The organism is Galenea microaerophila, from assembly GCF_054657255.1.
In genome coordinates this window covers 441,112-464,708 of record NZ_BAAHWZ010000002.1, presented here as the reverse complement: position 1 = coordinate 464,708, position 23,597 = coordinate 441,112, and the positions used below count along the sequence as shown (strand labels likewise).

Sequence of the window (23,597 nt, the reverse complement as noted above, 5' to 3'; positions counted from 1 at the left end):
GGGCTTACACCCCAAACAGTTGGGACAGGGCTTCACCCGGATTTTCGGCTCTCATAAAGGCTTCGCCGACCAAGAAAGCATTGACTTGATGCGCTTGCATGGTTTTGACATCTTCAGCGGATAAAATACCGCTTTCTGTCACCACCAGTCGATCATCTGGAATTTTATCCAACATCTTCAGCGTGGTGTCTAATGAGACCTCAAAGGTGTGCAGGTTTCGATTATTAATCCCAATCAATGGAAGAGGCAGACGCAAAGCACGCTCCAATTCCACTTCATTGTGCACTTCTACCAACACATCCATACCCAATTGCAGCGCTGTTTGCGTCAGCTCATACATTTGCGCATCCCCAATCGCTGCGGCAATTAACAGAATGCAATCTGCACCGATGGCACGCGCTTCATAAACTTGATAATCATCCACAATAAAATCTTTGCGAATCACTGGCAAATCCACCGCCTCACGCACGGCTTGCAGATATTCGTTACTGCCTTGGAAAAAATCTCGATCAGTTAACACGGATAAACAAGTGGCGCCATGCTGGGCATAATCTTTGGCGATTTCTACAGGCTCAAAAGGATCTCGTAAAATACCTTTGCTCGGTGAGGCTTTTTTAATCTCAGCAATCACTGCGGGCTTGCCCGATTCCACTTGCACCAGCATGGCATTGGCAAAGCCTCTAGGCTCAGCAGCCACCATTGCCCGCCGCTTCATCTCAGCTAGCGGCACCTGTTCGCAGGCTTGCTGAATCTCTTCCAATTTACGGAAAATAATCTTTTTTAAAATGTCTGGTGTTTGCTGTGGCATAACGTCTCTTTAAAGCGTGTCAAATAAAAGGAGTGTACAAAAGTCTCCAGCATTTGGCAAAAATTTGGTGGATTTTGAAAGTCATTATGAAAATTTACTGACGTCGGTTAAAAAAGCAAAGCGTCTAGGTCGGGAGAGAAAGACATATTTATAGTTTAAAATGCCTAAAGGAAGCTTTTTAAGTCTTGTCATTGCTCAAAACTGCTGTGTAAACTGAACAAATTGCTGCAATTTATCCGCAGCAGCCCCAGATTTGATCGCTGTTTCGGCTTGTTGAACGCCGGCTTCAAAGCTGCTGGCAAGACCAGACACATAAAGCGCCGCCCCGGCATTGAGAGCAATAATGTCTTTAGCGGCTTCAGTACGTGAGTCGGTTTTTTGATTAAAGACCGCCTCAATCAAAGCCAAGCTTTCAGCTGCTGAATTCACCGCCAAGGGGGCAAGGCTTTCATGCATTTTTTCCAGAATTTGTGGTTGAATCTGCCATTCCGTGATTTGACCCGCTTTTAACTCAGCCACTTTGGTCGGGGAGGCGATCGAAATTTCATCCAAACCGTCTTCAGCATGCACCACCATCACATGTTTGGCGCCCAGCCGCTGCAACACTTCAGCAAACACCGGCAGCAGCGCTTCATCATAAACCCCCACCACCTGAGCTGGAGCGCCTGCGGGATTAGTCAAAGGCCCAAGCAGATTAAAAAGGGTACGCACCCCTAAAGATTTTCGAGCGCCAATCACATGTTTCATCGCCGAATGGTGCGCCGGGGCAAACATAAAGCCAACCCCCACCTCTTCCACACATTGCGCCACCTGTTCCGGCGTCAGATTCAGATTGACACCAGCGGCTTCCAGCACATCTGCACTGCCGGACTTTGAACTAATAGAACGATTCCCATGCTTGGCAACCTTACCACCCGCTGCTGCCACCACAAAAGCAGAAGCAGTGGACACATTAAAGGTATTGGCGCCATCCCCGCCTGTACCGCAAGTGTCCACCAGATGGGTTTTATCGGCAATGGAAACACCCGCCGCCAAGTCCCGCATCACTTGTGCCGCTGAGGCAATCTCTTCTGGTGTTTCTCCTTTCATGCGCAACGCAATCAAAATGGCGCCAATCTGCGCGTCACTCGCTTGCCCACTCATCAAGGCTTGCATCACCTGTTGCATGGTCTCTTTAGACAGATCTTCTCGCGCTAATAGCTGTTCTAAAGCGGGTTTTAAATGCGCTGCACTCATGAATGGCTCCTTGCATGCTGCTCGAGGAAATTCTTTAACATTTGATGACCTTGGTCAGTCAAAATGGACTCTGGGTGAAATTGCACCCCTTCAATCGGCAAGGTTTTGTGACGCACCCCCATAATCTCATCAAAATCCCCCGCTTCGTCCTGCGTCCAAGCGGTCACTTCCAGTTCGTCTGGCAAACTTTCTTGATCAATCACCAAAGAGTGGTAACGTGTGGTCTCAACGGGATTAGGTAAGCCTTTAAAAACGCCTTCATCCTTGTGATACACCGGTGAAGTTTTGCCGTGCATAACCGCTTTTGCACGCACAATTTTGGCACCAAAAGCTTGACCAATGCTTTGATGACCTAAACAGACCCCAAAAATGGGGATTTTGCCGGCAAAATGTCGGATGACTTCAACTGAGATCCCCGCTTCATTAGGCGTACAAGGGCCTGGGGAAATCACCAGATAGTCTGGGTTCAACGCTTCAATCGCTTCCAATGTAATTTGGTCATTGCGATGCACTTCTACATGCTGCCCCAATTCGCCAAAATACTGCACCAGATTAAAGGTAAAGGAATCATAATTGTCGATCATTAATAACATGGCTTCACTCTCTTATTTATGCGCAGGAGGCACTGGATTGACCGTTTGCAATCCTTGGGTCACAAACTCAGCAGCACGGAAAATGGCGCGTCCTTTATTCATGGTCTCATCCCATTCCAATTGCGGCACAGAATCCGCTACAATGCCGGCACCGGCTTGAACAAACAAACGCCCCTCTTTTATCACCGCAGTCCGAATCGCAATCGCCGTATCCATATTGCCCTGCCAACCTAAATAGCCGACTGCCCCTGCATAAATCCCGCGTTTCACCGGCTCCAATTCATCAATGATTTCCATCGCCCGAATTTTCGGCGCTCCAGAAACGGTGCCAGCAGGGAAAGTCGCGCGCAATACATCCATCGCTGTCATTCCCGGACGGATTTTTCCATTCACATTAGAGACAATATGCATCACATGAGAATAGCGCTCAACCACCATTTTTTCCGTTAATTCCACCGAACCCACTTGTGCAATACGTCCAACATCGTTACGCCCCAAATCAATCAGCATTAAATGTTCTGCCAATTCTTTAGGGTCATTGAGCAAATCCTGCTCCAATGCTAAATCCTTCTCGAGCGTCGCCCCCCGGCGCCGTGTGCCTGCAATGGGGCGTACCGTCACCACATCGGCTTCCAATCGCACCAAAATTTCAGGCGAAGAGCCGACTATCTGAAAATCCCCCATATCCACATAGTACATATAGGGAGAAGGATTAAGATGACGCAATGCACGATAGAGATCCATCGGGCTGTCTTCATAAGGCACGGACATCTGCTGAGAAATCACCACCTGCATCGCATCCCCTGCCAAAATATACTCTTTTATTTTGGCCACTGCCTGCTTAAACGCCTCTTCGCCAAAACTGGATTCAAATTGCGATTCATCCAATTGATGGGCACTGGGGATATCCTGCGGCAGGGTCAAGGGCTGACGTAATTGCGCTTCCAGTTCGGCCAAACGCTGCTGGCCTTTTGTCAGCGCGTCTGGCTCTGACGGATCAATATGCACAATGACATGCACCTGTCCGCTCAAATTATCAAACACCACCAACTCTTCTGACACCAGCAGTTCAATATCGGGGGCGCCAATTTTATCCACTTCTGGCATTGAATCGCGCAGACGCGGTTCAATATAGCGCACCGTATCATAGCCAAAGTAGCCCACCAATCCACCGGAAAAGGCGGGCGCTTCTGGCAAATCCACCACCTTATAACGATTTTGAAAGGCCTCAATCCAAGCTAAGGGGTCTGCAGACACCTGATGCTCCACCACCGTATCCCCTTCAAATCGACGGATCTGCTCACCTCGCACTTCCAATCGTTGTCGACATGGTAACCCAATAATGGAATAACGCCCCCACTTGTCACCGCCTTGCACCGACTCCAATAGATAGCTATAAGGCGCATTGGCCAGCTTGTGATAGACACTTAAAGGGGTATCAAAATCAGACAACACTGTCTGCATCAAAGGCACGCGGTTATAGCCTCGCTGCTGATAATGCGCTAATTGAGCGGGGGTTAAGGTGGCGGTTTTCATAAAGGGTCTATGCTTCGTCTTTCGCTTTTAAATAATGAGGCAACTCTTCAAATGAGTCCAAAATCGCATCTGGATGATAGTCTCGAATATCTTCTCCATGATTATAACCATAGGTCATACAGAAAATATGGAAATGCGCCGCACGAGCAGCTTTGACATCACTTTTGGAATCTCCAATCATCAACGCATTTTCTGGTTCCACCTGCATCAGCTTAGCCGCATGCAAAAGTGGCATAGGGTCCGGTTTTTTCTTTTCGCAAGTATCACCACTGACGATAAATTCAAAATAGTCATAAAGCCCCTTATCTTTAAGCAATGGAATGGTAAAGGCTTCTGCTTTATTGGTGACACAGCTGATGCGGTAACCATTGTCTTTCATCCACTCCAGCCCCTCAATCACGCCAGGATAGACACGACTACGTTTTGAAGTATTGTCTTTATAGAGCTCTAAAAAAATGGGATAGGCTTTTTTCATTAATTCTGGATCTGGGTGTCCTTCTACCGAATTGACCAGAGCCCGCTCCACCAAGCGCTCAACGCCATTGCCTACCCAGTTGCGCACAGCCGCTTCACCTCGTTCTGGCAATCCCAGCTGCTTCATCATCTCATCCACGCAATAGGTTAAATCTGGCACGCTATCAATTAAGGTGCCATCAAGATCGATCAAGACAAAGCCCGGGCGGATTTTTTCAATATGTTGTTCTGTACTCATAAAATACTTTTCTCTCTTAAACAGCAAACGCCAGCATAGGCTGGCGTTTAGTTAGCATAATGGCGTCAATTACTCAACTTCAGCCAAGGCATCCCGCATCTGTTGAATCACAGTCTCAAAACGGTGTGGGTCATTTGGATTGGCTTTACCGTAAATACCCGAACCAGAAACAAAGGTATCACAACCCGCTTCGGCAACTTCAGCAATATTATCGACTTTAACGCCACCATCCACTTCCAAGCGAATATCAAAACCACTCTCATCAATTAACTTACGTGCCGCTTTCAATTTAGCCAAAGCGGAAGGAATAAAGGATTGTCCTCCAAACCCTGGGTTAACAGACATAATCAAAATCATGTCGATCTTATCCATGACATACTCAAGATAATGCAATGGGGTGGCAGGGTTAAAAACCAAGCCCGCTTTACAGCCTGAATTACGAATCAATTGCAACGAACGGTCAATATGTTCAGAGGCTTCAGGGTGGAAAGTGATATAGCTTGCACCCGCATTGGCGAAGTCAGTAATCATATTATCTACGGGTTTTACCATCAAGTGCACATCGATCGGCGCCGTTAACCCTTCACGATCCATATAGTTACGCAGCGATTCACACACAGTGGGCCCGATGGTTAAATTCGGGACATAGTGGTTGTCCATCACATCAAAATGCACCACATCCGCACCGGATAACAAAACATCTTTGACATCCTGCCCAAGCTGAGCAAAATCCGCTGACAAAATAGAGGGCGCAATCCAGTTTTCATGTTTAGCCATGACATTGATTCCTTCTTTTATTATTTAAATTAAAGTCATTCTATCAAATCCCATTGTGCAAAGAAAATAAAAACGGCCTCTTGTTTTACCGATTAGACGTGATAAGATTCCCACATCCTTAGCAAAAACATGGAATACGCAAAATGGGACACTATCCGGCAACCAAACCCATTCAGAAGCTGATCAAATTAACCGAAGTCCTCGGACTCGTTATTATCGCCATTGCCACACTCATTGCGACCGGTGAAGAGATATTCATAATGATTGAAGCCCGCACCGTAACTTTAGGTGACCTGCTCATTCTCTTTATCTATCTTGAAATATTAGCCATGGTTGGTATCTATCTAGATTCTGGTCGACTGCCTATCCGTATGCCGCTTTATGTCGCCATTGTCGCCTTGGCGCGTTATTTAATTCTGGATATGAAAAATTTATCGGAATGGAAGATGTTGGCCATTGCCACCACCATTTTCTTAATCACGATTTCCGTTTTAGTCTTAAGATATGGACACCTCAAGCTCCCCTATTCAGACTTTGAAAACCGTGAAAAAAACTTACGAGATAATGAGAAATAAACCCATGGAACAGACTGCTCTCTTTGAATCCCATCTAACCAGTGTCCCGCTTATCAACAAAGGCAAGGTGCGAGATCTTTATGATGTGGATGACAAGCACCTCCTAATTGTCACCACAGATCGCCTCTCCGCTTTTGATGTGATTTTGCCCACCCCCATTCCCGGCAAAGGCAAAATTCTGACCGAAACGGCTCAATTTTGGATGAAAAAAGCAGAACAAATCCTCCCCAATCAATTAGCGGATGATCTCAAGCTATCCGATATCCTCACCGCAGACGAGCTGGCCGAGTTAGACGGTCGTGGCATGATAGTGAAAAAACTCAAACCCCTGCCGGTTGAAGCCATTGTGCGCGGCTACTTGGTGGGCTCCGGCTGGAAAGAGTATCAACAAAAAGGAACGGTTTGCGATATCCCACTACCAGAAGGCTTGCAACTTGCTGAACAACTGCCGGAACCTCTATTCACCCCCTCCACCAAAGCTGAAGTTGGGGATCATGATGAGAATATCTCTTTTGACGAAGTGGTCAAGCTCATTGGGCAAGAGAAAGCGGAAAAAGTGCGTGACTACAGCCTAGCGCTTTATAAAATGGCCGCAGAGTTTGCCAAAGAGCGGGGCATTATCATTGCCGACACCAAATTTGAATTCGGCGAAGATGAGCATGGCGTCATTCACCTGATTGATGAAGCCTTAACGCCTGACAGCTCACGCTTCTGGCCAGCGAATAAGTACCAAGTGGGAAAAAATCCTGAAAGCTTTGATAAACAGTATATTCGCGACTATTTAGAAAGTCTCAACTGGAACAAAACCCCACCTGCGCCAGAATTGCCGCAAGAAGTGGTGGAAAAAACGATGGACAAATACCAAGAAGCCGCCTCTCGCTTAATGGAAAATCCATAATCGATCATGTCCCTTTCTCCCTTTACTGAGCTGGTCCAGCAGGTAGAGCAAGCGATACGACACAGGCAGCTTAAACGCCTGTTTGTGACCGGCACAGATACCGATGTCGGTAAAACCACCATTGGCGCGCAACTGCTGCAACAACTGCAACAGCAAGCGCCCAATCTTCACATCACCGCTCGTAAGCCGATTGCCTCAGGCTGTCATAAAACATCGCAAAATGGAGAATTGAGTTGTGCAGACAGTGAGCAGCTCTATCAAGCACTCAACGGCAAAACCCCTCTAGAAATCATCACCCCTTACCGCCTTGAACCGCCCATAGCGCCCACACTGGCACTGAAAAACGCGGGACAAACACTCACCACAGAAGCGCTCTATCAAGCCTGCATTAAAAAGACGGAAAAAGTGGATTTTGTCTTGATTGAAGGTGCAGGCGGCTTTTATTCACCTCTGTCCAGTCACGACACTAATGCACCGTTGGCAAAAAAGCTAAAATCCCCAGTCTTGCTAGTGGTCAAAGCGCAATTAGGCTGTGTGAACCACACCCTTCTGACAGCCGACGCCATCCGTCATCAAGGCTTAGACCTTTTCGCCATTGTGCTCAATTTTGCTCAACCCAATAACCAGAATGGAGAATTAATTCAACAGTTCTTGCCCGATATCCCTTTATACTGGGTACCTGAACGACTAAGTTTTGCGTAAAACAAAAGCTTCAGCAGCGCCTATATCGCTAATAGACACCCCCAAATCGCGCAGCAATCCAGTTTCAATATCATAAATCAACCCATGCACGCTCAAGGGTTGCCCCTCACTCCAGGCTTTTTGCACCACTGGAATATGGCAAATATTACGCACTTGCTCAATCACATTCACTTCACTGAGCTTATTCGCTTTCGCTTTCGGGCTAAAACCTTCCATTTGCGGCCGCAAACGCTGTAGATATTTTTTAACCGGACGAATCCAGTGCTCCACCATATCCGGCGCAGGCTCTGGACTCAACGCCGCCTTTACGCCGCCACAATCATAATGACCATTAACAATAATATGCTCAACCTTTAATACTTGAACGGCATACTCAATCACTGTCAGCGCATTCATATCACTTGAATTGATCAAGTTGGCAATATTACGATGCACAAAGACTTCACCAGGTGCTAACCCCACCAATTCATTGGCTGGCATACGCGCATCCGAACAACCAATCCAGAGATATTTCGGAGCATGTTGCTGGGCAAGGGTTTGAAAGTGATCTGGATTTTTCTCAAGTTCACCTTGCGCCCAACGACGATTATTTTCCAGTAGGACTTGCAGAGCAGAATGCATGGTTACTCCAAATTGTTATTTGAGAGTTTATTTTAGCAGAGTACAGCGGATATCAGCATTAGCCCATTTAACAAAATGATTTGATTTTAATCGATACAACTGAAACGGCAGACGTTAATACTGATATAGTCTTGATAGGCGTGTCCAGAACTCACCCAATTTTTGACTTTATTGGATATGGCTTGTTCTGTCATCTTTTCAGACAATTCTAAAGCCATACCATATTTAAACCTAGGGCTGCCCTTTTCTTCCACCACCAGCGTATCTTCTTCTACAAAAATTCGTCCGCTTTCAGGTTGACCGGGCATGGAGACAAAGTAATCTGTGGGATGCGCTTGCAGCAAGGCATTTAACTGACGATTAAACGATGTTTTACTCATGGGATTAAACTGATAATAGTCTTTAACCAATGCTTCTGCACGATCTAATAAACTCTGTTTCAGGGTGTCGATTAAATCGAACTGTTCGTCCCCTAAATAATAAATCACATAAGCGTCATTTGGACGGCCGATGGTTAAGGTTTCATCATCTTCAACTTTCAGCGCATGGCCATCTAGAATGGCTTGCAACGCCTGATCATCTAATGTTTCAATGGCTTGTTTAAACTGTTCTGTATTCATTTTGTCTCTTTAAGAAGTTAGGTTCGCAAACAGTGTCGGCAGTTTTTCAGGCAACTTCAAAACATTATCCACAATGGCATAACGATTCTGTCCAAAAATATTCTGCACATACTTATCTGCAAATTGATCTATGGTTAAACAGTAAGAATAGATCCCTTTAGACTCAAGCTCTTCAACTGCTTTTTTCGCGTCCTGTTTTAAATATTGGGTATCTTTCTCATCAATATCTGCCGGTTCACCATCGGTTATCACCAGCAGTAATTTTTGTTTGCTTGACTGTTTATCCAAATAACTGCCCGCATGGCGCATGGCTGCGCCCATTCGCGTGGAGAGTCCGCCCTTCATGCCAGCCAATCTCGCATGCACGTCTTCATTGAAAGGCTCTTCAAACTGTTTGAATTTCGTATATTGAACATCATGCCTACCATCAGAAGAGAAGCCGTGCACTGCAAACTGATCGCCAATGCCATGAATGGCATGAGACACCAAAATCGCCGCTTCTTGCGTCACTTCGAGAATGGTTTTCTCTGAACCTGGAACCAGCTCATTCGTCGACTCTGACAAGTCGAGCAATATCACCACTGAAACCTCTCGTGTATGAATCACATTTTTCATGGTGATTCTTGGATCGGGTTCTTGTCCCATACGCAGCGCGGTAATGGCCTCAACGCAAGCATTCAAATCCAATTCATCTCCGTCTTCAATACGGCGAATTCTTTGCAATCCAACTGGGCGCAATTTATCTACAATCTGTTTAATTCGGTGCGCGATCGGTTTATGCGTCTCTAAAATTTTCTCATAAAGCTCAGGATCACCTTTTTGCGCACGATGTTCAAAAAGGGTGACCCAGTTAGGTCGATAGAGTTGCGCTTTATAATCCCATTCATCATAGTGATAAGGTTCAGAGACCGGTTCAATCCCTTCGCTTTCATTATAGGAGACTCCGTGATCCTCATAGGGGTAAAGCTCTGTCTCTAACACCCAAACTTCATCATGATCCACATCCACCAGCTCGGAATCAATCTCATTGACCATTTCCATCAACGAGATTTTTTTACGTACAGTGGTGGGCTGGCTGCTGCGTCCGGCTTTAAGCATCTCCCACTCTTCTGAAGCCCAAACAATTCGGTTATCATCTCGATAAGGTAGACGCAATTGTTTCAACTGACTGAGCGACTCCCATTGGTCTTGCGTAGCATGTAGCACATTATAAAGGGTGATACCTAGATCCCAGGACCACTTTTCATTCTGAAGGTTGTCTTCTATCTCTTGATAAAAACGCTCGACGATCTCTTTTAGAGCATCATCTTCAAATGTTTCATTTGGGTCCATCAGCGCTAGGACTAATTTTTCTAAACGATAGGCTGTGCTTTGGGGATCCAAAGGTTTTGTCTGCTGTGCTGCTTTAATCACTTTAAGCCATAGGTTTTTCAGCCCTGGGAACTGTTTAATGGCGTTATATTCAACCCTTGCATCTTCAATCAATTCAATGAAGAACATCTGCTGTGGATTTAACTGCTCCATGGAAATCGCAGCTTGGGTGTATGCCAGATGGGAAGCCAAGTGCGCGGCCATTGCGCGATAAAGCTCTACCCCTTTAACTTCACCCAAATCATTGAGTGCATCGGGCAGATGAATGGCAAATTGCTCATAATAGGGTTTAAAATCCTCTGAATCCGACGCTGTCGGACGAATAAAGAAGTCACGCCCCCAAAAAGCACGCAGATAAAAATTAATCGAACGGTGGTGATTGATAAACAGCGTCCCTTTTCGTTGCTGTTTAAAGACCGCCTTTGAGTCTTCTGATTCTAGGGAAAAGTATGCCACTTGCGCCTGAAAGTCACGCGCATGCGCTTTAGCGCCCCACTGTGCCCAACGACGCAAACCGGAAACGGTCAGTTTCGACATTAAGGTGTCGATATTCAGCAACATTGGACGTAAACCACGGGGCGCTTTAGAACCGATGGTGTATACCAAAGAGAGATACTGCCGCACCAAATCAATATCCCCTGCGCGCTCGGCCACTACAGGCAGAGAATCCAGCATTAAAGCCACCACTTCGCCTGAAGTGACCGATGAGAGCTTCATGATGGTTTCTAAAATATCATCTAAAATTTCATCTTCAATCTTGGCCACCACTTGGGGGACAGATTCAAGATAGCTAATGACCACCTGATGACCTTTTCCGAGACGCGCAATCCCTTGTGCATTTTGCAACCAAATGGTTAAAGTCTGCTCATTCATAGAATGCGCAGCTTCTGCTATCAGCGCATCCAGCATTTCATCGAGCTCGGGGATGGCTTCAATTAGATCTTTTTTGATTTCATTGATTTGGGCGTTCATGGACCCCTCACTTTAAGTTAAATTTGACAAACATTACGATTGATACCGCCAATCACAGATTAGTCAAAAAAAGTGTCCACAGTTGTCATTAAGGTATCCAAAATATCATCGTCATCGGTCAGAGGTGTGATCAATGCCATCGTACACGCTTTTTTCGCTGGCACGCCTCGCTGGATCAATTGTGCCGCATAGACCAATAAACGGGTCGAAATCCCTTCATCCAGACCATGTCCTTTCAGGTTTCGTGAGCGTTGTGCCACCTGCACCAACTTCTCAGCAGTAGCTGGGTCAATTCCCGTTTCTTTGGAAACAATATCCGCTTCAATCTCTGCTTCTGGATAATCGAATTTAAAGCCACCAAAACGCTGTTTTGTCGATTGCTTAAGATCCTTCATCATTGACTGATAGCCAGGGTTATAAGAAATGACCAACTGGAAATCTGGGTGCGCCTCAACCAACTCCCCTTTTTTATCTAATGGCAGTACGCGACGGTGGTCAGTTAAGGGGTGAATCACAACAGTGGTGTCTTGACGTGCTTCTACCACTTCATCTAAATAACAGATTGCGCCAATTCTCGCCGCCACAGTGAGGGGGCCGTCTTGCCATTTGGTACCGTTAATATCAATTAAGAAGCGACCAACCAAATCGGATGCGGTCATATCTTCATTACAGGCAACGGTAATCAAGGGTTTATTCAGCTTATGCGCCATATATTCCACAAAGCGCGATTTACCACAGCCGGTTGGTCCTTTTAGCATGACTGGCATACGAGAGGCATAGGCCGACTCAAAGAGATCGACTTCATCTGCAACAGGACGATAAAAAGGTTCATTTTTAATTAAATATTGGTTGGGATCTAAAGCGTTCACTTCTGACATGGCTTTCTCCTAATGGGTGAATGGATAACTCTTAAAAATAAATACTGCATCAAATATCTATTTTTAAAGGTCATCAGCCGCCTGCCAAAGACAGGCGGTGATGAATAAGGCGCTTAAGGCATTAAAGCGCCTTTGAACAGGTCAAACTTATAGGTCACCACGCTTAACTAGCATGCGAGTGCCTTGAGTTTGTCTATAGTTGTCATAACCAATCAAACGCACATGGTTATTTGGGTTGGCTTTAATGCAAGCATCAATTTCATCCAATACTGCTTGTACAGAAGTTTCACCAAACATTGGCAACTTCCACATATACCAGTAGTACATAAAGGCATTTTCAGGCTCTGTATGCTCAATCGCAGGGTTCCAACCTTGATTGATGATGTATTGAATTTGTGCACGTAACTGTTCATTGTTCATCGGTGGCAAATAGGAAAAAGTATCCGCTTTGCGAGACTTTGGATCAGATAAACGTGATGGATAATCTTGTACTAGACTCATGATTGAATCTCCTTATTATTTCAATTACTTATGCGCAACGTCGAGCTTATCAACAGTGTCAAACTCGAACTTAATTTCTTTCCAGGTTTCCATAGCGATCTTCAGCTCTGGGCTATGCTCGGCAGCCTTGGTCAAGATCTCTTTCCCTTCTTTCTCTAACTCACGCCCTTCGTTACGCGCTTGTACACAAGCTTCTAAGGCAACGCGGTTAGCAGCGGCTCCGGCAGCATTCCCCCATGGGTGACCCAAGGTTCCTCCACCAAACTGAAGCACAGAATCATCACCGAAGATAGAGACCAATGCAGGCATATGCCAAACATGGATTCCACCTGAAGCTACGGGGATAACACCTGGCATCGCACCAAAGTCTTGATCGAAGAAGATACCGCGTGAGCGATCTTCTTTGATAAAGCTATCACGCATAATATCAATCCAACCTAAAGTCGCTTCTCGGTCACCTTCAAGCTTACCAACAACCGTACCAGAGTGAAGGTGATCACCCCCTGATAGACGCAACATCTTAGATAAGACTCGGAAGTGAATACCGTGGTGTGGGTTACGGTCTAATACAGCGTGCATTGCACGGTGAATGTGAAGCAACATGCCGTTATCACGACACCAGTTTGCCAAACCTGTATTCGCCGTAAAACCACCTGTTAGGTAGTCATGCATAATAATAGGTGAGCCAATCTCTTTCGCGAACTCTGCACGCTTATACATCTCTTCAGGTGTCGGCGCAGTTACATTTAAGTAGTGACCTTTACGCTCACCTGTTTCCGCTTCTGCTTTTTCAATGGCTTCTTGACAGAATAGGAAACGATCACGCCAGCGCATAAATGGCTGAGAGTTCACATTTTCATCATCTTTTGTAAAGTCCAAGCCCCCACGCAATGCTTCATAGACAGCACGACCGTAGTTTTTCGCTGACAAACCAAGCTTAGGTTTAATGGTACAACCCAACATTGGACGACCATATTTATCCATCTTGTCACGCTCAACTTCAATTCCGTGTGGTGGCCCACCGCAAGTCATTACATAGGCAAGCGGAACGCGAACATCTTCCAGACGCAACATACGCAATGCTTTAAACCCAAATACATTCCCAACTAAAGATGTCAGGATATTTACGACAGATCCTTCTTCGAAAAGATCAATTGGGTAAGCAACAAAGGCATAAAAGGCTGAATCATCACCTGGTACATCTTCAATGCGATAAGCACGCCCTTTATAGTGGTCCAAATCAGTCAATAGATCTGTCCAAACCGTTGTCCAAGTTCCTGTGGAAGACTCTGCAGCAACCGCAGCAGCAATTTCTTCACGAGGCACACCTGGTTGTGGTGTGACTTTAAAACAGGCCAGAAAATCTGAATCCTTCGGTTCATAATCTGGCATCCAATAAGTTTCGCGGTATTCTTTAACACCTGCATTATATGTTTTAGCCATGTTTTACCTCTTTTAACATTGATAGTAATCTGTTTTAATGAATCGCTTTGATCAAACAAATCATCAAAACGGTTTCCTAATCTGAAGCTCTGGCATGGGGTGCCTCGCTTTCAGTTGGCCCCATTAAAACAGTTATCCAATGACTCGGCAATCCATGATTTGTTATAGTAGATATAAACATTTGTTTATGATAGATAGAAAACTATAGATTAGTTCAACGAAACCTCGCTATAATCCAGTCACAGTCGTCAGAAACTTTTGAGAACCGTTATGCACAATTTACATATCACCGCACAACAAATCCGTATTTTCGAATCCGTTGCTCGCAATTTAAGCTATACCAAAGCGGCGCAAGAGCTGCACCTGACGCAGCCAGCGGTCTCGATACAGATGAAGCGTTTAGAAGAAAATAATGAAATCAAGTTGTTTGAAATGGCAGGCAAACAACTCACTTTAACCCCCTATGGAAAAAGACTATATCAGAGCTGCCAGCGCATCTTGGAAGAACTTAAAGACTTTAATAGCTATGTGCAAGCGACGCAAAATAAAATTGATAGCGAACTCCGCCTAGCCATTGTCACGCCGGCTAAATACTTTATGCCCTACATTCTCAAAGCTTTTTTAAATCGCTATCCCGATGTCAAACCGGTGGTCACGGTCATCAACCGTCGCCGCATTCTGGATGAAATTCAAAAAAATCAATATGACCTGATTGTGATGGGTCGCGTGCCCGAACAGCTCAATATGTCCGCTACCTCTTTTTATGAAAACGGATTGGTGGTTGTCTCACCACCCAAACATCGACTGGTTAAAGAGAAAAGCATTCCTCTGGAAGAGATTGCACAGGAACGCTTCCTCATGCGTGAACCGGGCTCAGGTGTTCGCGATGCCACAGAGGCTCTGTTTCAACAACACAATCTTGAGTTAAATCCCTATATGGAGCTAGGCAGTACGGAAGCCATTAAACAAGCGGTTATGGCAGGATTGGGGATTTCTATTTTGCCCCAATATGCGGTTCGCATTGAAAAGCGCTACCGCCACCTCGAAACCCTCGATGTTGAAGGCTTTCCTATTAAACGCACCTACTATATTGCTCGGATGAATACCAAGGCGCCGACCCCTGCCTCTGAAGCCTTTCTCGATTTTGTTCAATCCATAGATATTCCTAAACTTTTAGCCATGTCAGATACACGATAAGGATCCCCCATGCCCGATAGAATCTCTTTACTTGCTCGAAATGCCACCTTGCGCCAACTGCAAGTATTTGACAGCATTGCCCGCCTAAAAAGCTTTTCACAAGCCGCCCAAGAGCTAGGATTAACTCAACCCACTGTATCCGTACAGGTCAAAAAGCTCTCGGAAATTTTACAAGAGCCGCTGTTTGAACCCGATGGACGCAAAGTCAAACTGACCCCAGCAGGGCGTGCGCTCTATGAAGCGGTGCAAGTTGTTCTGGCGCAACTGTCTCGAGCAGAACAGAAAATACAGACACAAAAAGGCAAGACAGGGGGCACCGTCTCTTTATCCGTCATCTCCACCACCCAATATTTTGTGCCGCAAGTGATTCAAAAATTCACACAAATCTATCCGCATATTACTGTGGAGATGCGTGTTGGCAACTACGAAAATATGATGCAGCGTTTACAAGAAAACAAAGATGATTTTTATCTGTTAGGACAATCAGGACGCTCAAACGAAACGATTGACATGAATTTAGAAGCGCTGGCCATTAACCCGCTGGCATTTATTGCCCATGCCTCACACCCTTTGGTGGGCGTACCGATAGAACTTGAACAACTTCAAGAAGAAACCTTTTTACTGAGAGAGTCTGGTTCAGGCATCCGATCACAGGTAGAAAATGCGCTCAAAGCCCATCAATTTGAGCCAAAAACCCAAATGGTTTTAGGAGGAAATGAAGCCATTCGACTCGGGGTCATGCAAAATCTCGGCATTGCCGTGACCACGATTTCCACAGTGCTCACCGAAATTGAAGAGGGCAAAATCGCTCTACTCAATGTTAAAGGGTTCCCTTTAATCCGTCACTGGTATCTCGCCACCCCCAAAGATCGCACCCTATCTCTGGCTGCAGAAAAAATGATTCAGTTAATTCGAAATGAAGCGGAAAAGACCAGTCAAAAAGCCTTTGCTTTAATAGAAAATGCTTAGCGGTTAAGTGTATAAAACAATCAGATCAGAAATATACCGGATCAGAAAGACGGCCTAAAAAACCCTCGTGCCGGCTAAATTCCCCAGTCCTGGTCAAGTAGATGGATTGCCCTCAAGCAACCCACCCTGCTAAACCGATCTCACTGGGGGATTTCCGGTTTACTTGGTAATATTCATAAACACCTTAGGCAGTTTTTCAGGAAGCTGCTCGACATGATCAATAATGGTGTAATGGCTGCCGAAAATATCTGAGACATATTCGTCAGCTTTGGGGTCCATATTGATACAGTAGCTATAAATGCCCTCTTGTTGCAGCTCTTTCACCGCCACTTTGCTGTCTTCAATCAATAGGCGCGGATCTTTCACATCAATATCTGCCGGTTCGCCGTCAGTGAGAATCAACATCAGTTTTTTCTCTGCCGGCTGTGCAGCAAGATAATGGGCAGCATGACGCATAGCCGCCCCCATTCGTGTAGAAAACTCAGCTTCTATAGAAGCAATGCGCGCCTTGACTTCCTCTTCATAATGTTCAGAAAAACCTTTAATATGATGAAAACGCACTTCATGGCGCGTGTCGGAATTAAAGCCAGCAATCGCCAGACGATCTCCCAACTGATCCACCACCCAGGTCATAATGGCTAACGCCTCTTTACTTAGCTCCAATAGGGTTTGGCCGCTGCCTTCGACACGCTCATTTAAGGATTGAGACATATCCACCAGCACGGTCACCGCAATATCTCGACTGTCTGTAATGTGGCTATAATTAATGCGCGGATCAGGCACTGAACCCGATTTAAGATCAATTAAAGCGCGCAAAGCGACATCCAAATCTAACTCTTCGCCCTCCTCTTGGAAGCGAATCCGTTTTTTATTCTGCGGCTTTAACGCTTCAATCATCTTTCTCAGCTGCTTAATTAAACCGGTATGTTTTTCCAACAGACGATCCACTTGTCTAGCCTCACCTGCTGGCTGCAAGCGTTCATACACCGTTGCCCAATCGGGTCGATAGGTCTCTGACAGATAGTCCCATTCATCATAATGACGCGGTGGCAAGCTATCAGAATCCTCTACCAGCTTTTCTTCCGACTGGTACTCATTCGGCATCTGATCCTCCCCATCGTCTTCATCATAATGGAACCAGAGATAACGATTATCATCGCGATAGTGAATTTCAGTCTGATCAAAAAACAGATTGGGCAAGCTGTCGCTCGGCTTACGAGATTTCACATAGAAATCGGTTCCCAGCTTAACCATATCATTAATGCTGCTCGCCTCACCTTTCTCAGCCAAAATCTGATTAAATTGCGCTCTCAAAGCCTCAATCAACTCATTTTCTGGATCAAAATCTTCATCCATCAAAGCGCGAGATAGTCGAGCCGCTCGATAACGCATGCAGGACATTTTTTCTGGGTTACAAGCGCCTTTTTCAGGGACAGGATGCAATGCTAAAAAAATCGGCTTAAGGCCTGGAAAACGCGCCATTAATAGGCGGTCAATACGACAATCTTCAAAAACCGAGATAAACAACTGCGTGTGCGGTGCAAAATTATCTGCCATCACCTTTTGTGACCACTGCCAATGCCCCATCATATGGGCCACCATAGCCCGATATTGGTCTTTGCCTGATACCCCATTTTCCCCTTCGCAAACATCAGGCACGGCAATCAATTCATCATCAATATAGGGTTGTGGAATCCGCTCTTGGTCAAATGCCGTAGCAAAAGAGGAGAAGGGGTGCTCACAGCCCCAAAGCGCCTCTTTCATCATATTCAAATGACGCTCAATGTCTTTAAACAAGGTGCCTTGTCGCTCACGCTGAATAATGCTACGCGCATCTTGACTCTTTAATGAAAAATAAGCAATTTGCTCTTCCGGTGCATCCTTATAGTTGCGCGCGCCATACTGAATAAAATTGCTAATGCCATGCAAGCTCAAGCGGCCAATCAGCTGCGGCATGGACTCTAAAAAAGGAATCAAGCCGGGGCTTTCATAGATAGAGTGACTGTGAATCACATTTTCCGTCCCCGCGACCAATTGATCAATCAAAACCAGGTAGTGTTGTAAATCTTCAATACGGTCGATGCGACGGCAAACACTGCCCAAGGATTGCAAAAAGGGAATAATCGCTTTCTTATTGGGCGTACGAATCAGGTGTTGATAACTCCATTTGGCAATCAACTCAAACACCGATTCGCCTAGATGCTCTCCTAAAGCAGGCATCTCTTCCAAATAGACCAGTACCGGCTCGACCCCCATGCCTAAACGGCAGAGAAAACCGGCGCTTTCAATATAGGCTTTAACGCCCGCTTCAGAAAACTTGGATTCGGCTTCCGCCACACAAGCTGGAAAGACTTCTTGGGCCTGTTCAAACTTACAGCCAAACAGTTTTTGATACGACTCTAATTTTTCAGCGTCCATAAGATTCGCTCCTTAAAGTCGTCATTAAGCGCCAAAAATCATTTCAATCGTGCTATCCAAAGTTTCACGAATATCTGCATCATCAGTAATCGGACGCACCAATGCCATTTTACAGGCGTCGACTGGCGTAATCCCTTGGGCAATTAAGGTGGCCGCATAAACCATCAAGCGAGTAGAAATCCCTTCATCCAAACCATGGCCTTTAAGATTACGCGCTGCTTCACCAATTTCAACCAACTTGCTCGCCATCTCTTGATCAATGCCCGCTTCTTTCATCAAGATCTCTGTCTCTTTCTCTTTTTCAGGGTAATCAAAATCCATCGCACAGAAACGCTGTTTGGTGGATTGTTTTAAATCCTTCATCATTGACTGATAGCCTGGGTTATAAGAGATCACCAACTGGAAATCTGGGTGTGCTTTTACCAACTCCCCTTTTTTATCCAGCGGCAATTCACGACGGTGGTCTGTCAAGGCGTGGATCACCACCATCGTATCTTGGCGTGCTTCCACAATCTCATCCAAATAACAGATGGCACCATAACGCGCTGCCAAGGTTAAAGGTCCATCTACCCATTTTGTCCCATTTTCATCTAAAAGATAACGCCCCACCAAATCGGCAGCAGTGATGTCCTCATTACAAGAGACTGTGATCAAAGGCTTGTCCAGCTTCCAAGCCATATGTTCCACAAAACGGGATTTACCACATCCCGTAGGCCCTTTGACCATCACCGGCAAACGTGCTGCATAGGCTGCTTCATAAAGAGCAATTTCATTACCTTGCGCTTCATAAAAAGGTGCTTGTTCGATTTTGTATTGCGAAATATCCATTTTTTCTCCCTCAAAAGTCATTGTCGTCACTTCTCATTGACGATAATAACCTTATTTTTTAGTCAACTATAGAGATTAAAAAAAACCCCTGCCGAAGCAGAGGTTTTTTGCGAAGACAAGTGAATTACTTGTGAACGCCCAACTTCTCTCTCCAACCAGGATAGAGTCTGTCGGCATCGTGTGGGAAAGATTCGAATGCGCGCGCAAATTCTTTATGCTCTTTCGCGAATTCAACAGGATCAGCCCCTTCTTTCCAGCACTCATAAGCTTGACGCAATGAGATCGCACCTGCAGCAGGAGAATCAATGTGCCCATAAGCACCACCACCAGAAGTATTGATCACATTTGCATGGCCTAGGTTTTTAAAGAAGCCAGGCAGACGTAGCGCATTCATACCACCAGAGATAATAGGCGTTGTTGGGCGCATGCCTAACCATTTTTGATAGAAGACTGGACCTTGTGCTTCATCACGCTCAATCATATAAGCGATGTTTCTATCATCCGCATCCCCTTCCATCTTACCGTAGCCCATAGTTCCTACGTGGATACCAGAAGCCCCTAGTAAACGAGACATTTTAGCTAATACAAACGCAGTATAACCACGCTTAGAAGAAGGTGAAGTCACCGCACCATGACCCGCACGGTGGTAGTGCAAGTATTGTGAAGGATAGTTACGACGTGCAGTCGTGACCATACCAGGACCACCCACATAACCATCCACTAAGAAAGCAACATGAGGCGCATTTTCACCAAAAGTTTCTAGGATGTAGTCTGCACGTGCCAACATTTCGTAGTGGTCATCTGCAGTGATGTTTGCAGAGAACAACTTAGCTTGTCCGGTTTCATCTTGTGCACGTTTCATTGCATCCGCAACCAATGGAATGACTTTTTTCATTGGTGCAAAAGTCTGGTTACCTTGTGGCTCATCATTTTTGATAAAGTCACCCCCCAACCAGAACTGGTAAGCGGCTTCCGCAAAAGGCTCAGGACGAAGGCCTAACTTAGGCTTAATAATGGTCCCTGCGATATAACCACCATCTTTCACATCACGGCCCAAAATACGCCATAGATCAGAAATATCAGATGCTGGACCATCATATAGATAAAGCTTAGACTCAGGAACCCAGAAATCGATCATTTGCAAGTTCTTAACATCGCCCATCCCTTGGTTATTACCAATGGTCAACGTTAAGAAAGAAACCAACATGGTTTTACCATCACGCATATTGCGATCAAATAGCGCAAATGGGTATGCAATTTTAACAAGCCCTTCTGCTTCATCAATTTCATAAACCAAAGCATCAACAGATTTAGTGAAATCATCTGTTGTGCTTACTTCAACATTCGTTCCAGTTGAAGATTCTGCTGCAACGTGAGCAGCTGTCGCTAAAAATTCATGACCCTCTGCTGGTTCCATTTTATAGGCGACAAGAATATGCTCTTGGCCTGCAATTAAATCTTCTTCTTTCAAAGATAAATCCGCATAACGATTGGACTGATCCATGGTGTTACCTCTACTCAATATGCAATCCATAAGGGTTGCTTGGGTTAAATACCCAGTTCACATTGAACTGGGTGCCTAAATAAATTTCAAAATCTATTCTACTGCATCGTTCGATATATACAAATCAATAATAATTATTACAACTATATAGTTTTGTCTATATCTTTATATAGAGGTCATGATCTAAGTAATAGGTAAATGTCGAATTTCAGCCCTTGTCGGACGCAGAGGCTGTGGAGGTAAAAGGTGCTTGAATAAAATCTTGATATTTCAGACCGGCGCCTTCCTGTTTTATAAGCTTAATCAATCGTTCCGTCGCAATCGAAAGAGATTTGCCTTTGGGATAAGCGAGATACCAGTGACGCATGATAGGAAAGCCCTCAACATCCAGCACCACCAAATCTCCTCGTTTAATCTCATCTGCCAAGGTAGGAAGTGAAGTAATTGAAATGCCTAGATTTTGCAAAAGTCCGAGTCGAATCGACTCATTACCGCCAAGCACCATTTTAATATTGGGCACAAATCCAGCCTGTTCAAATACCATCTCAATATGTGCACGAATCCCCGAGCCCGTTTCTCGCATCAAAAAAGGCTCATCAACTAAATCCGCTAACCGCAAACCTTTTTGACCGGCCAATGGATGTTGGGCATTGACCACAACCCCTAGCGGGTTCTCAGCAAAGCGAACAGAGTCGACATTGAGCCCTTCGGGCGGAACACCAAGAATATAAAAGTCATCTTTATTGCGCTGAATACGCTGGATCAATCGCTCCTTATTTCCCACCTGCATCGCGACATTGACCTCGGGATATTGCACCCTAAAATCATGAATGACTTTGGGAATAAAATATTGTGCGGTGGTCACCACTGATAATTTAATCTGCCCACCAGATACGCCTTTAATGCGGTTAATCTGCTCTTCTGCTTCCACTAAAGTTGTCAAAATACCTTTCACAGCCTCATAAAGGATCTCCCCTGCTTCGGTGAGATACACCTTACGCCCAATCTGTTCAAAAATGGGGATGCCTATGGCTTCAGTTAATTTTTTCACCTGCATGGAAACAGTCGGCTGCGTTAAATGTAACGATTCAGCCGCTTTCGTAAAACTGTGATAATGGGCGATCGCTTCAAACACTTGCAGCTGACGCAAAGTGGCATGGCGGGCAATTTGACTGATTCTTTTAGACATAGAGAATAATCTATTGAAAACAATAGATTCATTGTATCTTTTTTAGATACAAAAAAGCCAGGCTATGCCTGGCTTTTTTAAACTTTCAGCGTTGAATTAAATTTTAGATTACACGCTGATCTAATTCACCACTTTCATAACGTTGGTACATTTTTTCAAGACCAAGAGACTTAATCTTGTCTGCATGACCTGCTGAACCAAAGGCTTCAAAACGCGCAATACAGATACCTTTCATCGCTTCTTTAGCAGCCGTAAGGAACTTACGAGGGTCGAAGTTTGAAGGATTATCATGCAAGTGCTTACGAATTGCACCAGTTGAAGCCATACGCAAGTCAGTATCGATATTGACTTTACGTACACCATGTTTTATGCCTTCAACAATCGCATCCACAGGCACACCATAAGTTTGACCCATGTCACCACCATAGTCGTTGATGATTTTTAACCACTCTTCTGGTACAGAAGATGAACCATGCATTACTAGGTGAGTGGTTGGGATACGCTCATGGATTTTACGAATTTGGTCGATCTTAAGCACATCATCACTTGGCTTAGAAGTAAATTTGTAAGCACCGTGAGAAGTCCCTACTGCTACAGCGAGTGCATCCACATTGGTCAATTTTACAAATTCAGCGGCTTCTTCAGGATCTGTCAATAACATAGAGTGATCAAGCTCTTCGTCAGAACCGTGCCCATCTTCTTCACCCATTTTACCGGTTTCAAGAGAACCTAAACAACCTAGCTCACCCTCTACAGAAACACCGGTTGAATGCGCAACTTCAACCACTTTACGAGTCACATCAACATTGTATTCAAAAGTTGAAGGCGTTTTCATATCTGACATTAAAGAACCATCCATCATCACAGAAGTGAAGCCAGATTGAATCGCACGCGCACAGACGCCTAAATCTGAACCGTGATCTTGGTGCATAACAATTGGAATATGAGGATACATTTCAACCGCTGCTGCAATCAAGTGACGCAACATAGGTTCACCCGCATATTTACGCGCACCAGCAGACCCTTGAAGGATAACAGGAGAGTTCACCTGATCGGCGGCTTCCATAATCGCCTTAACTTGCTCCATATTGTTTACATTAAACGCTGGCATCCCAAAGCTATGCTCTGCCGCGTAATCCATTAGTTCACGAAGTGTAATCATCGCCATGTGCGTGACTCCTATAGGTTAGTTAAAAATTTAATTTTTATACAATTAAGCAAAAAATTTATTTTGCCATTGTATCAGTTT

22 protein-coding genes are annotated in these 23,597 nt (G+C 45.1%); 5 read left to right on the top strand and 17 right to left on the bottom strand.

Annotated features, from left to right (window positions below; translation table 11 throughout):
- Positions 1–4: 4 nt before the first annotated feature.
- From trpC to rpe, 6 genes are all read right to left on the bottom strand, one after another.
- Positions 5–808, bottom strand: a complete 804-nt coding sequence (gene trpC / locus ACYQ05_RS07550; RefSeq protein WP_459819841.1) for an indole-3-glycerol phosphate synthase TrpC — start codon at positions 806–808, stop codon at positions 5–7.
- Between the two features lie 195 nt (positions 809–1,003).
- Positions 1,004–2,044: an anthranilate phosphoribosyltransferase gene (gene trpD / locus ACYQ05_RS07545; protein WP_459819840.1), complete on the bottom strand. Its 1,041-nt coding sequence runs from the start codon at positions 2,042–2,044 to the stop codon at positions 1,004–1,006.
- Complete coding sequence (locus ACYQ05_RS07540; RefSeq protein ID WP_459819838.1) at positions 2,041–2,637, bottom strand: anthranilate synthase component II; 597 nt, start codon at positions 2,635–2,637, stop codon at positions 2,041–2,043. Before ACYQ05_RS07540 ends, trpD begins: the two co-directional genes overlap by 4 nt.
- 12 nt (positions 2,638–2,649) lie before the next feature.
- Positions 2,650–4,173, bottom strand: coding sequence for an anthranilate synthase component I (gene trpE / locus ACYQ05_RS07535; protein ID WP_459819836.1), 1,524 nt, complete (start codon positions 4,171–4,173; stop codon positions 2,650–2,652).
- A 7-nt stretch (positions 4,174–4,180) separates the two neighbouring features.
- Complete coding sequence (locus ACYQ05_RS07530; protein WP_459819834.1) at positions 4,181–4,885, bottom strand: phosphoglycolate phosphatase; 705 nt, start codon at positions 4,883–4,885, stop codon at positions 4,181–4,183.
- A 69-nt stretch (positions 4,886–4,954) separates the two neighbouring features.
- On the bottom strand, positions 4,955–5,662 hold the full coding sequence (gene rpe, locus ACYQ05_RS07525) for a ribulose-phosphate 3-epimerase (protein WP_459819832.1): 708 nt from the start codon (positions 5,660–5,662) through the stop codon (positions 4,955–4,957).
- A gap of 143 nt (positions 5,663–5,805) precedes the next feature.
- Here rpe and ACYQ05_RS07520 point away from each other — a divergent pair, with 143 nt between their 5' ends.
- The 3 genes from ACYQ05_RS07520 to bioD are packed head-to-tail and all read left to right on the top strand — an operon-like array spanning position 5,806 to position 7,837.
- Complete coding sequence (locus ACYQ05_RS07520; RefSeq protein WP_459819830.1) at positions 5,806–6,237, top strand: phosphate-starvation-inducible protein PsiE; 432 nt, start codon at positions 5,806–5,808, stop codon at positions 6,235–6,237.
- 4 nt (positions 6,238–6,241) lie between these two features.
- Positions 6,242–7,135 carry a phosphoribosylaminoimidazolesuccinocarboxamide synthase gene (locus ACYQ05_RS07515; RefSeq protein WP_459819828.1) on the top strand — a complete coding sequence of 298 codons (894 nt, stop codon included), beginning with the start codon at positions 6,242–6,244 and terminating at the stop codon, positions 7,133–7,135.
- Between the two features lie 6 nt (positions 7,136–7,141).
- Complete coding sequence (gene bioD, locus ACYQ05_RS07510) at positions 7,142–7,837, top strand: dethiobiotin synthase (RefSeq protein WP_459819827.1); 696 nt, start codon at positions 7,142–7,144, stop codon at positions 7,835–7,837.
- On the opposite strand, the gene ACYQ05_RS07505 is transcribed toward bioD, so the two are convergent.
- The 6 genes from ACYQ05_RS07505 to ACYQ05_RS07480 all read right to left on the bottom strand — a co-directional run bounded on the left by ACYQ05_RS07505 (position 7,823) and on the right by ACYQ05_RS07480 (position 14,243).
- Positions 7,823–8,458 carry a carbonic anhydrase gene (locus ACYQ05_RS07505; RefSeq protein ID WP_459819825.1) on the bottom strand — a complete coding sequence of 212 codons (636 nt, stop codon included), beginning with the start codon at positions 8,456–8,458 and terminating at the stop codon, positions 7,823–7,825. The genes bioD and ACYQ05_RS07505 overlap by 15 nt on opposite strands.
- A gap of 86 nt (positions 8,459–8,544) precedes the next feature.
- Positions 8,545–9,078, bottom strand: coding sequence for a hypothetical protein (locus ACYQ05_RS07500; RefSeq protein ID WP_459819823.1), 534 nt, complete (start codon positions 9,076–9,078; stop codon positions 8,545–8,547).
- Between the two features lie 9 nt (positions 9,079–9,087).
- Positions 9,088–11,421, bottom strand: coding sequence for a VWA domain-containing protein (locus ACYQ05_RS07495; protein WP_459819821.1), 2,334 nt, complete (start codon positions 11,419–11,421; stop codon positions 9,088–9,090).
- 59 nt (positions 11,422–11,480) lie between these two features.
- Positions 11,481–12,299: a CbbQ/NirQ/NorQ/GpvN family protein gene (locus ACYQ05_RS07490; protein ID WP_459819820.1), complete on the bottom strand. Its 819-nt coding sequence runs from the start codon at positions 12,297–12,299 to the stop codon at positions 11,481–11,483.
- Positions 12,300–12,446: 147 nt separating this feature from the next.
- Complete coding sequence (locus ACYQ05_RS07485) at positions 12,447–12,800, bottom strand: ribulose bisphosphate carboxylase small subunit (RefSeq protein WP_459819818.1); 354 nt, start codon at positions 12,798–12,800, stop codon at positions 12,447–12,449.
- 24 nt (positions 12,801–12,824) lie between these two features.
- Positions 12,825–14,243: a form I ribulose bisphosphate carboxylase large subunit gene (locus ACYQ05_RS07480; RefSeq protein ID WP_459819816.1), complete on the bottom strand. Its 1,419-nt coding sequence runs from the start codon at positions 14,241–14,243 to the stop codon at positions 12,825–12,827.
- Between the two features lie 270 nt (positions 14,244–14,513).
- Between ACYQ05_RS07480 and ACYQ05_RS07475 the strand changes: the two genes are divergently transcribed.
- Positions 14,514–15,440 carry a LysR family transcriptional regulator gene (locus ACYQ05_RS07475; protein WP_459819814.1) on the top strand — a complete coding sequence of 309 codons (927 nt, stop codon included), beginning with the start codon at positions 14,514–14,516 and terminating at the stop codon, positions 15,438–15,440.
- Between the two features lie 9 nt (positions 15,441–15,449).
- Positions 15,450–16,409: a LysR substrate-binding domain-containing protein gene (locus ACYQ05_RS07470; RefSeq protein WP_459819812.1), complete on the top strand. Its 960-nt coding sequence runs from the start codon at positions 15,450–15,452 to the stop codon at positions 16,407–16,409.
- 159 nt (positions 16,410–16,568) lie between these two features.
- Here the strand turns inward: ACYQ05_RS07470 and ACYQ05_RS07465 are convergent, their stop codons facing one another.
- From ACYQ05_RS07465 to fba, 5 genes are all read right to left on the bottom strand, one after another.
- A complete protein-coding gene (locus tag ACYQ05_RS07465; RefSeq protein WP_459819810.1) occupies positions 16,569–18,827 on the bottom strand; it encodes a nitric oxide reductase activation protein NorD in 2,259 nt (752 codons plus the stop codon).
- Positions 18,828–18,851: 24 nt separating this feature from the next.
- A complete protein-coding gene (locus ACYQ05_RS07460) occupies positions 18,852–19,655 on the bottom strand; it encodes a CbbQ/NirQ/NorQ/GpvN family protein (protein ID WP_459819808.1) in 804 nt (267 codons plus the stop codon).
- A 124-nt stretch (positions 19,656–19,779) separates the two neighbouring features.
- Positions 19,780–21,159, bottom strand: a complete 1,380-nt coding sequence (locus tag ACYQ05_RS07455) for a ribulose-bisphosphate carboxylase (protein ID WP_459819806.1) — start codon at positions 21,157–21,159, stop codon at positions 19,780–19,782.
- A gap of 208 nt (positions 21,160–21,367) precedes the next feature.
- Positions 21,368–22,348: a LysR family transcriptional regulator gene (locus ACYQ05_RS07450; RefSeq protein ID WP_459819804.1), complete on the bottom strand. Its 981-nt coding sequence runs from the start codon at positions 22,346–22,348 to the stop codon at positions 21,368–21,370.
- Between the two features lie 103 nt (positions 22,349–22,451).
- On the bottom strand, positions 22,452–23,516 hold the full coding sequence (fba, locus tag ACYQ05_RS07445) for a class II fructose-bisphosphate aldolase (protein ID WP_459819802.1): 1,065 nt from the start codon (positions 23,514–23,516) through the stop codon (positions 22,452–22,454).
- Positions 23,517–23,597 lie beyond the last annotated feature (81 nt).